The organism is Pseudomonas sp. P4_C4 (genome assembly GCF_056402055.1).
The window spans coordinates 24,349-35,891 of the sequence record NZ_JBFUID010000060.1 but is presented as its reverse complement, the minus strand read 5'-3'; the positions used below and the strand labels follow the sequence as shown (position 1 = coordinate 35,891).

Genomic DNA, 11,543 nt, shown 5'->3' with positions numbered 1-11,543 from the left:
CCTTAAAGCTGGCCATGCTGCGTTGCAGGCCTTGGAAAGGGAACAACCATTCCCAGCGGCCTACGCCTTGCCTGGACAGCTTTAAGGCGACAACGCGGTGGGGAAACTAATTGAGAACGCCCCCTAGTCGTCAAGGCTGATGATTTGTTCGCGCACGGCAAACAGCACCAGGCCGGCCACATCGTAGATCTGCAGACGCTTCATGATCTGCGAGCGGTGGGTTTCTACGGTCTTGACGCTCAGCCCCAGGCCATTTGCGATCTCTCGAGTGGATTTTCCGCGAACGATCAACCGCAAGATTTCCAGCTGACGTGCCGTCAGGTTGTGCGAGTCGGCAGGTTCGGGTGGGTGCTTCTGGTTTCGGGTCAACGCCTGGTTGATCACCGTGTGGGCAATGGCCGGGCTCAGATAGCGCTCGTTGTTGCGCAAGGCCTCCAGCGCGTGCTCGAGCTCGGTCGCCGTGGTGTCCTTGAGCAGGTAGCCATGGGCTCCGGATTCCAGCGCCTGCATGATCAGGGCCGGGTCGGTGTGCATCGAGAGGATCAGGACCTTGCTCTGCGGGCGCACCCGCTTGAGTTGCTGCAAGGCTTCGAGCCCACCGGTCTGGCGCATCGAAATGTCCAGCAGGACAATATCCGGGGACAGGTGCGCGACCATCTCGAGCAACTGCGAGCCGTCACTGGCCTCACCGATGACGGCGTAGCCGGGCAGGTCCATTACCAGGGCGCGCACGCCAGCCCTGATCAGCGAGTGGTCATCCACCAGTAGTAAATTGCAAGTCAATGCATAACCTTATTCGAACTGGCCCGTTCGAGCGCACGGGGCGCCCAGGGAAAAAGAGCTTCGATTCGGGTGCCTTTGCCCGGCTCGCTGGTCACGGTCAGCGTGCCACCCAGTTGATCGATCCGTTCCGACATCCCGGCCATACCGCGTTGTCCTTCACGACCGGGGTCGGTTGCAGGCGCGAAGCCTTGACCATCATCGCTGATCTGCAACTTCAGGCCTTGTGGCAGACGCTGCAGGCATACCAGCAGGTTCTTGGCCTGGGCATGTCGAAGGATGTTGGTGACCGCTTCCTGGGTAATACGGAAAGCGGCCACGGCCATTTCCTCCGGTATGCCGGTCAGGCGTTGCTGGCATTCCAGGCTCCAGTGCAGCGGGGTGTTGGCCAGGCTCTTGAGCAGGTGCGCGCGCAGACTGGCTTCCAGCCCGAGGCTGGTCAACTGCCGGGGATTGAGAATGGCGGATACGTCACGAACTTTGGTCAGGGTTTCTTCCAGCGTGTCGCAGAGGACCGAGCATTGCTCCTGGAGTTCTTCAGGCATCCGGCGTTTGAGCCAGTCACTTTGCAGTTTTGCGGCGGTCAGCAATTGACCGATGTCGTCATGCAGTTCCCGGCTCAGCCGGTGACGCTCGTTTTCCTGAACCTGCAACAGCCGGTCGGCCAGTTCCTGGGGCTGGAATTTGATGGATTTGCGCGAGAGGCAGTACTGCACGGCTGCACTGGTCAGCGCCGCAACGTTGAGCACCAGCAATGACAGGGGCAACGGGATGGACAAGCCATAGGCCAACAGACTGCCGAGCGTCGAGCAGGCGCATAACAACAGCGTGAATGTGCGTGCATTTTCTCGGGAAGGTGGCCACGTGGCGATTGACTTGAGGCTGGCGTGCATAGCGGATGGAGCCAATGGATTTTCGCTGCGGGCAGACCGGTCATGCTGGCTGACAGGCCCCTGTTTTTTAATCTGGAGCGTCGACTTCAACGGGGTGTACTTTTTTGGAGAAATCAGCCCCAAACTGTCCGGCTGCAACCACACTGCCACTAATTGGCGTCAACTAACAGGCGGCATAGTAGCACTTAAGATACCGCTGGTCGCGTCCGTATATATGTCCGAAAAGTCAGGAGTCCAGTCGTTGGACGCTGCTTCCATAAAGAAACAAGTTGGTTGATGTGTTTGTTAAAAGAGGTCGTTTATAGCTATGAAAAAATCAATTGCGACATGTGTGCACTCAAGTTACAGCGCGGTATTGATAACCAAAGCACGCCATACGACATGGTTCGGCAAGTTCAGGCCTGTCGCTGCGAATAGGAAACGAGGGTGAGCGGCCTGGAATTGATCGGTGGTTGAAATCGGCTTTGCCCGACCTGAAAGGCAAAGGCTTCAATAAGGGTGACCTGCTCACTGTCGTCGAGACTGAGCTGTCCGGTGGTCTGGTCGATGAGTTCAAGTTGCCAGGCAATCAGGGTCAGGCAGTCTTTCAAGGCACTCAGCGCCTCGTCGTGCAGGCTCATGGTGTTCTGGGCGTGGTTCAGCAGGCCATGAATATGCAGAGAGAATTCAGATACGGCCGCCAACGCCAGGGCATCGGCCTTGTTGGCCAGCTTGAGCAGTGTGCTGAGCATGCAGTCGATGGCGTCCTTGTCATTGCTGATCAGCTGCAGATGACTCAGGCATTCCTCGGTTTTAGCCAGGAGTGTTTGCGCCTCGACGAGGAACTCCGTGAGCCGCTGGGTCCACTCTTTACGGTCGTTCGGCATACTTATCTCCACAACGTCATGTCAAATGAGGGGGATATCGAGTGTGTCGACGAGGGCGCTCGGGACCCCGGCATTGCCGAGTCGTCGGGTGAACGAGCTTCGGCTGGCCCGCAGGCAGGCAGGGGAACACGAGAGGGTGGTCGGCCACTTACTTGCGATCGCACACAAAAGCCTGACTCCGTTCATGCAATGAGAATGGCGTCACATTAATGGCTATTGGATATTGCGAATATCAGGTTGCACCTGATTGTTGATAGGGGAATCCCTTACGCAGCGGAACCTATCGCGTGAGTTGTGGTCGTGTGGCGCAGAAGTGCGGCAGATGTAATCGCAGCGCCAGTAAAGCATGATGTTAATGTGACATCAATGCCTGGGCGTGGCATTTTAGAGTGGGTCAAGCTTCGGCAAAAACAGCCGATAACATTCTTTAAGTGAATTCATCCGAACAAGACCAGGAGTCATTGATGGCCGGCATTCTCGACACGGTAGACCAACGCACGCAACTGGTGGGTGAGAATCGCCTGGAAATTCTCATGTTCCGGCTCGCCGGACGGCAATTGTTCGCGATCAACGTCTTTAAAGTACAGGAAGTCTTGCAGCTGCCAAAGTTGACGCTGATGCCACAGCGCCATCCTTTTGTGTGCGGCGTGGTCAACCTGCGTGGCCAGACCCTGCCGGTGATCGACCTGTCCCAGGCCATCGGCATGCGCCCGTTGGTGCCGGGGTCTGGCAGCACGATTATCGTCACCGAATACAACCGTTCGGTGCAGGCCTTCCTGGTCGGAGGCGTGGACCGGATCGTCAACATGAACTGGGAAGCCATCCTGCCGCCACCGAGCAGTGCCGGCCGCCAGCACTACCTGACGGCCATCAGCAAAGTCGATGATCAACTGGTGGAAATCATTGACGTCGAAAAGGTCCTGGCCGAAATCGTCCCGTACAACGCCAAAGTCTCCCGCGACAAGCTCGAAGATCCGGTACTGGAACGTGCCCGTGGCCGTGAGGTGCTGCTGGTGGATGACTCGAACGTAGCCCTGGCGCAATTGCGCGATACCCTGGGACAGCTCGGCGTGAAGATGCACATCGCCAGCGACGGGTTGAAGGCCTTGAACATGCTCAAGGCCTGGGCCGATACCGGCGTGGACATGACCGACAAACTGCTGATGGTCTTCACCGATGCGGAAATGCCGGAAATGGATGGCTATCGCCTGACCACCGAAATTCGCAACGATCCACGCCTGCGCGGCTTGTACGTGGTGCTGCACACCTCTTTGTCCGGCAGCTTCAACGATTCGATGGTCAAAAAGGTCGGCTGCGACAATTTCCTCTCCAAATTCCAGCCGGACAAACTCGTCGACGTGGTGCGCCAGCGCCTGATGCTTGACGAAGTACCGGCCTGATCAGGCCACGGGCAGTTTTTTTGGCCTTTGATTCGGTGATCAAGCTCGTATAGGGTGGCGTTTTGCCTACCAGGGAGCTGGCCATGTTGCGTCTGAGCGCGCTGTATCGTTATCCGTTGAAATCCGCCAAAGGCGAGGCCTTGCAAGCAATCGGTCTCGACAAGTTGGGGCTGGACGGCGATCGGCGCTGGATGCTGGTGGATGAAGCCAGCGGTCGCTTCCTGACCCAGCGTGCAGTGGCGCAGATGAGCCAGCTGTCGGCGTTGTGGAATGCCGAGGGTGGCTTGGCTCTCAGTGCCCCAGGCTTTGCGCCGATCGATATCGCCTTGCCCGATAGCGATGCACAACTGCGAGGCGTGACGATCTGGCGCGATACCTTGCGAGTGCCCGATGCAGGCGATGAAGCAGGGGCCTGGGTCAGCCAGTTCATCGGCAAACCGACACGCCTGGTGCAAGTGCCGCTCGAACGGGCGCGGATGACGGAGGCCGGCTACGGCAAGGATGACGATCAGGTGGCGTTCGCCGATGGCTATCCGCTGTTGCTGATTGGCCAGGCCTCTCTCGAGGACTTGTCGCAACGGGTCGGGCGCCCATTGGAGATGCTGCGTTTCCGGCCGAACCTGGTGATCGAAGGCAGTGCAGCGTTCGCCGAGGACGGCTGGAAGCGTATCCGTATCGGCGAGGTCGAGTTCCGCGTGGTCAAGTCGTGTTCACGCTGCATCCTGACCACCATCGACCCGCAAACCGGGGAGCGCAGCGACGACCGCGAACCCTTGGCCACCTTGCAGAAATACCGTTCCCAGGCGGACGGCGCCATGTTCGGCCAGAACCTGGTCAACGACGGCAACGGTCGACTCGAAGTCGGCATGCCGGTGGAGATCCTCGAGTAACTTTGCGCACAATAAAAAAATGCCCGTGTCGAAAAACACGGGCATTTTTTATTGTGGTGAAGCCCGGCGGGTTTAGCCGCGGTATTCGCACAGGTAGGCAGTGTCGACGGCCACTTTCAGCTGGAACTTGCTGTTGGCCGGCACGTTGAACTGGCTGCCGGCAGCGAAGGTTTCCCAGTCGCTGCTGTCCGGCAGCTTGACGGTCAGTGCACCGCTGACCACGTGCATGATTTCACGCTGGCTGGTGCCGAATTCGTACTCGCCCGGAGCCATGACGCCGATGGTCGCTGGACCTTCTGCGGTGCCAAAGGCGATCGACTTGACGGTGCCGTCGAAGTACTCGTTGACTTTAAACATGGGCGATTCCTCGAAAAGGGCTAAAAAGGGCCGGCCAGTATGCACAAGGCCCTTGGCGTCGTCACCTGTCTAAAGCGGCAGAACCAGCGGCAGCAGGCGTGCGGTATTGCGCGCATCTTCCAGCGCCCGGTGTTGCTGGCCGGTGAACTGCAGGCCGGCCAGTTGCAGAGCGCCGTTGAGTCCTAGCGGGCGTTCCAGGCGTCGGGCCTTGGCAAAGCGCTGTTTGAGGTTCATGTGCGGCACGTTGGCCAGCATGCTGGCGAGTCCCAGCTGCTGCCAATCCTGAAGCAGTTGTTTACGATCGTAATCGCCCCAGCTGGCCCAGCCTTCAAGTCGCACGTGGTGTTGGCCGAGCCAGCGTTCAAACGCCGGCCAGACTTCGCCCAGCGGTTGCGCGGCATCGATGTTGGCTTGGGTGATGTGCGTCAGCTCGCGGCAAAACGGCGTCAGCAACGGCCGCCGCAAAGGCCGGACGAAACGCTGGAACTGGTCCAGTTCGCGTCCCTTGCGGTCCACCAGGGTGGCGCCGATTTCAATGATTTCCATATCCGTTACGGGCCAACCACCTTCATCGGTGGTGGCCTCCAGATCAATGACCAGCCAGTGAGGCATTGCAGGTTTCCTGGTATCCGCGTCCTGTAGGGTTTGAGCGTAGCCAAACCCGGCGGTTCCGCCTAGCGGCTTATTCGACCTCCAACAGAATCTGCCGGTTTTTTACCTGATCCCCGACTTTGACTTGCAGGCGTTTGAGCACACCGTCGATGCCCGATTTCAACGGGTGCTCCATTTTCATCGCCTCCAGTACTACCAGCAACTGGCCCTTGCTCACCGGGCTGCCTTCATTGACCAGGACGTCGACAATCGCCCCGTCCATCGGTGCCTTGAGGGTGCCGGAGCTGGCACCGGCCTGGCTGGTCACCTGCGCCTGGGTGCGATCCTCAAATTGCAGGCTGCCCGGGCGGGTAAACAGCCAGAGCTGCCCGGCCTCCAGGCGATAAGCGTGGCGCTGGCGGATGCCATCAATCTCAAGGGTGGCCCAGCGTCCATCGTTGTGGATGATCTTCAGTGCGAGGTTGTGCCCGGCGACCTGAATGTGCAACGGCTCGCCGGGGATTGCCCGCAACGCTACCGGCCAATCCTGATCCTGCAGGCCAATGCGATAGTGCAGTGGCACGCTGGCGTTGTTGCGCCAACCGCAAAGCGCGGCCGGATGAGCCTGCGCTGAGGCCTGATAGAAGAGGGCGGTGGCGATGGCCAGGTGATGCGCGCCCGGGGCATGGGACTGCAGGCAGGCATGCTCGGAAAAATGCTGCGCGATGAACCCGGTGCTGAAGTCCCCGCAGGCGAACTGCGGGTGTTCCAGCAGGCTGGCGAGCAAGCGCTGATTGCTTTGCACGCCCAGCAGCACGCTGTCTTGTACCGCCCGCAGCAATTTGCGTCGGGCTTCCTCGCGGGTGGCGCCGTGGGCGATGAACTTGCCGAGCATCGGGTCGTAGAAGGGGCTGATGATCTGGCCTTCGATCAGGCCGTGGTCGATCCGCACGCCGCCCTGCAATTCCGGTTCCCAGGCCACGACGCGCCCGGTTTGCGGCAGAAAACCCTGAGCCGGATCTTCGGCATACAGGCGTACTTCCATGGCGTGCCCGTGGAGTTGCACCTGCTCCTGGCGCAAGGGCAGCGGCTGCCCTTCGGCGATATTCAACTGCCAGGCCACCAGGTCCAGGCCGGTGATCAGTTCGGTCACCGGGTGCTCCACTTGTAGCCGGGTGTTCATCTCCAGAAAGTAAAACTGCCCGCGTGCATCCAGCAAAAACTCCACGGTGCCCGCACCGACGTACTGCACCGCGCGCCCGGCCTTGAGCGCTGCTTCGCCCATGGCCTGCCGCAGTTCAGGCGTCATCACTGGGCAGGGTGCTTCCTCGATGACTTTCTGATGCCGGCGCTGCACCGAACAGTCGCGCTCACCGAGGTAAATCAGGTTGCCATGCCGGTCACCGAACAGCTGGACCTCGACGTGACGGGGTTCGACCAATGCCTGTTCGAGAATCAGTTCGCCGCTGCCAAAACCGTTCAGGGCTTCGGAGCGCGCGGTGCGAATCTGTTCCAGCAAGTCGCTGGCGTTGTGCACCAGGCGCATGCCGCGTCCACCGCCGCCCGCACTGGCCTTGATCATCAACGGATAGCCGATGCGTCCGGCTTCGCGGCTCAGGGTCGCGTCGTCCTGCCCGTCGCCTTGATAACCGTCGATGCAAGGCACACCGGCTTCGAGCATGGCGAGCTTCGACAGGCGCTTGCTGCCCATCAGTTCGATGGCCTCGGGGCTGGGGCCGATGAAGGTGATGCCGGCGTCCTGGCAGGCGAGGGCAAACCCGGCGTTTTCCGAGAGGAAGCCGTAGCCCGGATGGATCGCATCCGCGCCCGTGCGCCGGGCCGCGTCGAGGATGGCCTGGATGTTCAGGTAAGACTGGTGCACGGGGGCCGGCCCGATGTTGACCGCCTCGTCAGCCATCTGCACGTGCAGGGCATCGGCGTCGGCGTCGCTGAACACGGCGACGGTGCGATAGCCCAGCGCCTGGGCCGTGCGCTGGATGCGGCAGGCGATTTCACCGCGGTTGGCGATGAGGATTTTTTTGAGTCCGGGCATGGGTAGGCTCTCTGATTTTTAGCAGTGTCTGGTCGGGCCTCATCGCGAGCAAGCTCGCTCCCACATTGGATTTATGTCGTTCATAAACCCTGTGGGAGCGAGCTTGCTCGCGATGCTTTTCAGGAGGCCCACCCCGGTTTGCGTTTTTGCACGAAGGCCATCGTTCCCTCGATGCCTTCGGCTCCGGTCACCGCCTCGCTGAACCATTCAGCCGCTTGATCAAGCAACTCATCCGACGGCTCTCCGGCACTCGCCAGCAAGAGTTTCTTGGTCATCGCATTCGCCCCCGGCGCACAACACAACACATGGGCCAACACCTCATCGAGACGCTCGGCCAGGGCCTGCGGATCATGCTCGACAAAATGCACCAGCCCCATGCGGCGCGCCTGGTGGCCATCAAAGCGGGCCGCGGTCAGGGCCAGTCTTCGGGCCTGGGTCAAGCCGATGCGCTGCACCACGAATGGCGCGATCTGCGCCGGCAGCAGGCCGAGGCTGGTTTCCGGCAGGCCGAATTGCGCCTGGTGATCGGCCAGGGCGATATCGCTGACACAGGCCAGGCCGAAACCACCGCCAAGCACCGCGCCTTGCAGCACCGTGATCACCACTTGCGGTGCGTGTTGCACCTCTTGCAGCAGCGCACCGAACACCCGGTTCAAATCACAGTGAGCGCTGGAACCCTGAGCACGGGCACTGGCCATGTCCTTGAGATCGCCGCCGGCGCAGAAGTGGCCTCCGGCACCGCCGATCACCAGCGCGCGAACCCCCCGGTCATCGCGCACGGCTGCCAGCACCGAACGCAACTCGGTGACCATCTGCAAGCTCATCGCATTGCGGCTGTCCGGGCGATTGAGGGTGATGTGCAATACGCCGCTGTGCAGTTCCAGCAGCAAAGTCTGGCAAACCGGCAGGTTGTTCATTTCTTTTTCCCCGGCAGGATGCCCATCAGTTTGCAGATGATCCCCAGCATGATTTCGTCGGCGCCGCCGCCGATCGACACCAGCCGTACATCGCGGTAAGCCCGGGCCACCGGGTTGTCCCACATGAAGCCCATGCCGCCCCAGTATTGCAGGCAACTGTCACTGACTTCCCGACCCAGCCGTCCGGCCTTGAGCTTGGCCATGGAGGCCAGGCGCGTGACGTCCTGGCCTTTGATGTATTGCTCGGTGGCCTGATAGACCAGCGCCCGCAGGCATTCGATTTCGGTTTGCAGTTCCGCCAGGCGGAAGTGGATCACCTGATTGTCGATCAGCGCGTTGCCGAAGGTCTTACGCTCCTTGCAGTATTCGATGGTGCTGTCGACGCAATACTCCAGGCCCTTGATCATGTTGGCCGCGCCGAACAGGCGTTCCTCCTGGAACTGCAACATCTGCATCATGAACCCCGCGCCTTCATGGCCGATGCGGTTGCGTTGCGGTACGCGCACGTTGTCGAAAAACACCTGGGCGGTTTCCGAGCTGCGCATGCCGAGCTTGTCCAGGTGTGAGCTCAAGCTGATGCCCTGCGTGTTCATCGGCACCATGATCAGCGACTTGTTGATGTGCGGTTTGTCGTCCGAGGTGTTGACCAGCAGGCAGATGAAGTCGGCGCTCGGCGAGTTGGTGATCCACATCTTGCTGCCGTTGATCACATAATCATCGCCGTCCTTGCGCGCTGTGGTTTTCAAGCCGGCAACGTCAGAGCCGGCGCCGACTTCGGAGACACCGATGCAGCCGACCTGCTCGCCGCTGATGGCCGGGCGCAGGAATTCGTCGCGCAACTCATCGGAGCCGAACCGTGCCAGCGCAGGCGTACACATGTCGGTCTGCACGCCGATGGACATCGGTATGCCGCCGCAGTGAATGGTGCCGAACTCTTCGGCCGCGACGATCGAATAGCTGTAGTCGAGGCCCATGCCGCCGAATTTTTCCGGCTTGGAAATCCCCAGGAGGCCGAGGTCGCCAGCCTTGCGGAAGATATCGTGGATGGGGAAGCGCCCGGCCTTTTCCCATTCCTCGACGTGCGGGTTGATCTCGTGCTCGACGAATTGGCGCACGGTGCGGCGCAGTGCTTCGTGTTCCTGGGTGAAGATCATTTTTATTGTTCTCCTCTGATCGCCCTTAGAAGCGGGCTACACCAAAACTGTTGGCTTGCAGTGGCCGCACTTCGGCCTCATGACAGATATCCAGCAAGTAACCGAGCAAGGTCCGGGTATCGCGCGGGTCGATCAAACCGTCGTCCCACAGGTTGGCGCTGCCATAGAGCGCCGTGGACTGGCTGTCGAGTTTCTGCGCGGTGACCTGTTCGAGCATGTCGAGGATTTTCGGGTCGGGCACCAGGCCGTCCTTGGCCTGTTTGGCCTCGGTGACGATGCGCAGCACTTTGCCCGCTTGTGCACCGCCCATCACGGCGGTGCGGCTGTTGGGCCAGGCGAAGATGAAACGCGGGTCGAGGCCGCGTCCGCACATCGCATAGTTGCCGGCGCCATATGAGCCGCCAACGACGATGCTCAGCTTCGGCACCCGGGCGTTGGCCACCGCCTGGATCATCTTCGCGCCGTGTTTGATCACGCCTTGCTGTTCCGATTCGGTGCCGACCATGAACCCGGTGGTATTGTGGAAAAACAGCAGCGGCGTGCGGCTCTGGTCGCACAGCTGGATGAACTGCGCGGCCTTGCTTGCACCTTTTGGCGTGATCGGGCCGTTGTTGCCGATGAAACCACAGGCGCGCCCCTGAATTTTCAGGTGACCGCAGACGGTCTGCTGATCGAACTCGCCCTTGAATTCAAGAAAGTTCGAAGCGTCGGCAATCCGGGCGATGATCTCGCGTACGTCGTAGGGTTTTTTCGGGTCATCCGGGATCAGGCCCAGCAGTTCGTCGATGGGGTAAAGCGGTTCTTCCCAATGCCGTTCGGGCTGGCGGGGCAACTGCTCGTTCCACGGCAGCAGGCTGACAATCTCGCGTACCTGACGCACACCGTCGGCGTCGTTTTCAGCCAGGTATTCGGCGGTGCCGGCGGTTTGTGCGTGCATCTCGGCGCCGCCCAGTTCTTCATCGGTCGCGACTTCGCCGGTGGCGGCCTTGAGCAATGGCGGGCCGGCGAGAAACAGCTTGGCCTTGCCGCGCACCACCACCACGTAATCCGACAGCCCCGGCTGATAGGCACCGCCCGCCGTGGCCGAGCCGTGCACCACAGTGACCTGCGGCAACCCCATGGCCGACATCCGCGCCTGATTGGCAAAGCTGCGCGCACCTTCGACGAAAATCTCCGCCGCGTAATTGAGGTTGGCACCGCCGCTTTCGGCGAGGGTGATCACCGGCAGTTTGTTTTCCATGGCGATCCGTTGCAGGCGCAGGGATTTTTTCAAACCGCTGGGGGAAATGGTCCCGCCCTTGATTGCGCTGTTGTTCGCCACCACCAGCACCCGCACGCCGCAGACATAGCCGATGCCGGCGATCAAGCCGCCACCGGCGCAGCTGCCGTCCTTGTCGTCGTGCAGCTTGTAGCCGGCCAGGCTCGCCAGTTCAAGAAACGGCGCGCCGGGGTCCAGCAGTAGATTGAGGCGTTCACGGGGCAATAACTGACCGCGTTTTTCGAACCTGGGTTTGGCTTCGGCAGCCTTGTTCAGCAGGTTCTGTTCGAGCACGCGAACCTGCTCGATGGCGCTCAGCATCGCTTCACGGTTCTGGGCGAACGGCTCGCTGTGGGGATCGAGTAACGACTGAATCACCGGCAT

General features: G+C 60.7%; 11 protein-coding genes. 2 read left to right on the top strand and 9 right to left on the bottom strand.

Annotated features, from left to right (window positions below):
• Positions 1 to 123: 123 nt before the first annotated feature.
• From AC1DXW_RS25280 to AC1DXW_RS25270, 3 genes are all read right to left on the bottom strand, one after another.
• Complete coding sequence (locus tag AC1DXW_RS25280) at positions 124 to 783, bottom strand: response regulator (RefSeq protein ID WP_477760592.1); 660 nt, start codon at positions 781 to 783, stop codon at positions 124 to 126.
• The gene (locus tag AC1DXW_RS25275; protein ID WP_477754970.1) at positions 780 to 1,673 is read right to left on the bottom strand and encodes a sensor histidine kinase; all 894 of its coding nucleotides are present in this window, start codon (positions 1,671 to 1,673) and stop codon (positions 780 to 782) included. Before AC1DXW_RS25275 ends, AC1DXW_RS25280 begins: the two co-directional genes overlap by 4 nt.
• Before the next feature lie 395 nt (positions 1,674 to 2,068).
• Complete coding sequence (locus AC1DXW_RS25270) at positions 2,069 to 2,539, bottom strand: hypothetical protein (protein ID WP_477754958.1); 471 nt, start codon at positions 2,537 to 2,539, stop codon at positions 2,069 to 2,071.
• A gap of 464 nt (positions 2,540 to 3,003) precedes the next feature.
• Here AC1DXW_RS25270 and AC1DXW_RS25265 point away from each other — a divergent pair, with 464 nt between their 5' ends.
• Together AC1DXW_RS25265 and AC1DXW_RS25260 are read left to right on the top strand one after the other, a co-directional pair.
• On the top strand, positions 3,004 to 3,939 hold the full coding sequence (locus AC1DXW_RS25265; RefSeq protein ID WP_477760591.1) for a chemotaxis protein CheV: 936 nt from the start codon (positions 3,004 to 3,006) through the stop codon (positions 3,937 to 3,939).
• 83 nt (positions 3,940 to 4,022) lie between these two features.
• Positions 4,023 to 4,829 carry an MOSC domain-containing protein gene (locus AC1DXW_RS25260; protein WP_477754960.1) on the top strand — a complete coding sequence of 269 codons (807 nt, stop codon included), beginning with the start codon at positions 4,023 to 4,025 and terminating at the stop codon, positions 4,827 to 4,829.
• Positions 4,830 to 4,901: 72 nt separating this feature from the next.
• On the opposite strand, the gene ppnP is transcribed toward AC1DXW_RS25260, so the two are convergent.
• From ppnP to atuC, 6 genes are all read right to left on the bottom strand, one after another.
• Complete coding sequence (gene ppnP, locus AC1DXW_RS25255; protein ID WP_007940055.1) at positions 4,902 to 5,186, bottom strand: pyrimidine/purine nucleoside phosphorylase; 285 nt, start codon at positions 5,184 to 5,186, stop codon at positions 4,902 to 4,904.
• A 69-nt stretch (positions 5,187 to 5,255) separates the two neighbouring features.
• Positions 5,256 to 5,798 carry a 3'-5' exonuclease gene (locus AC1DXW_RS25250; RefSeq protein WP_477754961.1) on the bottom strand — a complete coding sequence of 181 codons (543 nt, stop codon included), beginning with the start codon at positions 5,796 to 5,798 and terminating at the stop codon, positions 5,256 to 5,258.
• Between the two features lie 70 nt (positions 5,799 to 5,868).
• Positions 5,869 to 7,830 carry an acetyl/propionyl/methylcrotonyl-CoA carboxylase subunit alpha gene (locus AC1DXW_RS25245; RefSeq protein ID WP_477754962.1) on the bottom strand — a complete coding sequence of 654 codons (1,962 nt, stop codon included), beginning with the start codon at positions 7,828 to 7,830 and terminating at the stop codon, positions 5,869 to 5,871.
• A 119-nt stretch (positions 7,831 to 7,949) separates the two neighbouring features.
• On the bottom strand, positions 7,950 to 8,747 hold the full coding sequence (locus AC1DXW_RS25240) for an enoyl-CoA hydratase/isomerase family protein (protein WP_477754963.1): 798 nt from the start codon (positions 8,745 to 8,747) through the stop codon (positions 7,950 to 7,952).
• On the bottom strand, positions 8,744 to 9,901 hold the full coding sequence (gene atuD, locus AC1DXW_RS25235; protein WP_477754964.1) for a citronellyl-CoA dehydrogenase: 1,158 nt from the start codon (positions 9,899 to 9,901) through the stop codon (positions 8,744 to 8,746). Before atuD ends, AC1DXW_RS25240 begins: the two co-directional genes overlap by 4 nt.
• 25 nt (positions 9,902 to 9,926) lie before the next feature.
• Positions 9,927 to 11,543 carry a geranyl-CoA carboxylase subunit beta gene (atuC, locus tag AC1DXW_RS25230; RefSeq protein ID WP_477760590.1) on the bottom strand — a complete coding sequence of 539 codons (1,617 nt, stop codon included), beginning with the start codon at positions 11,541 to 11,543 and terminating at the stop codon, positions 9,927 to 9,929.

What these genes read in the sequence shown, in the direction of transcription:
- ppnP (WP_007940055.1), bottom strand. Translation starts at nt 5,186, where the DNA reads ATGTTTAAAGTCAACGAGTACTTCGACGGCACCGTCAAGTCGATCGCC.
- AC1DXW_RS25245 (WP_477754962.1), bottom strand. Translation starts at nt 7,830, where the DNA reads ATGCCCGGACTCAAAAAAATCCTCATCGCCAACCGCGGTGAAATCGCC.
- AC1DXW_RS25260 (WP_477754960.1), top strand. Translation starts at nt 4,023, where the DNA reads ATGTTGCGTCTGAGCGCGCTGTATCGTTATCCGTTGAAATCCGCCAAA.
- AC1DXW_RS25265 (WP_477760591.1), top strand. Translation starts at nt 3,004, where the DNA reads ATGGCCGGCATTCTCGACACGGTAGACCAACGCACGCAACTGGTGGGT.
- AC1DXW_RS25250 (WP_477754961.1), bottom strand. Translation starts at nt 5,798, where the DNA reads ATGCCTCACTGGCTGGTCATTGATCTGGAGGCCACCACCGATGAAGGT.
- AC1DXW_RS25275 (WP_477754970.1), bottom strand. Translation starts at nt 1,673, where the DNA reads ATGCACGCCAGCCTCAAGTCAATCGCCACGTGGCCACCTTCCCGAGAA.
- atuC (WP_477760590.1), bottom strand. Translation starts at nt 11,543, where the DNA reads ATGCCGGTGATTCAGTCGTTACTCGATCCCCACAGCGAGCCGTTCGCC.
- AC1DXW_RS25270 (WP_477754958.1), bottom strand. Translation starts at nt 2,539, where the DNA reads ATGCCGAACGACCGTAAAGAGTGGACCCAGCGGCTCACGGAGTTCCTC.
- atuD (WP_477754964.1), bottom strand. Translation starts at nt 9,901, where the DNA reads ATGATCTTCACCCAGGAACACGAAGCACTGCGCCGCACCGTGCGCCAA.
- AC1DXW_RS25240 (WP_477754963.1), bottom strand. Translation starts at nt 8,747, where the DNA reads ATGAACAACCTGCCGGTTTGCCAGACTTTGCTGCTGGAACTGCACAGC.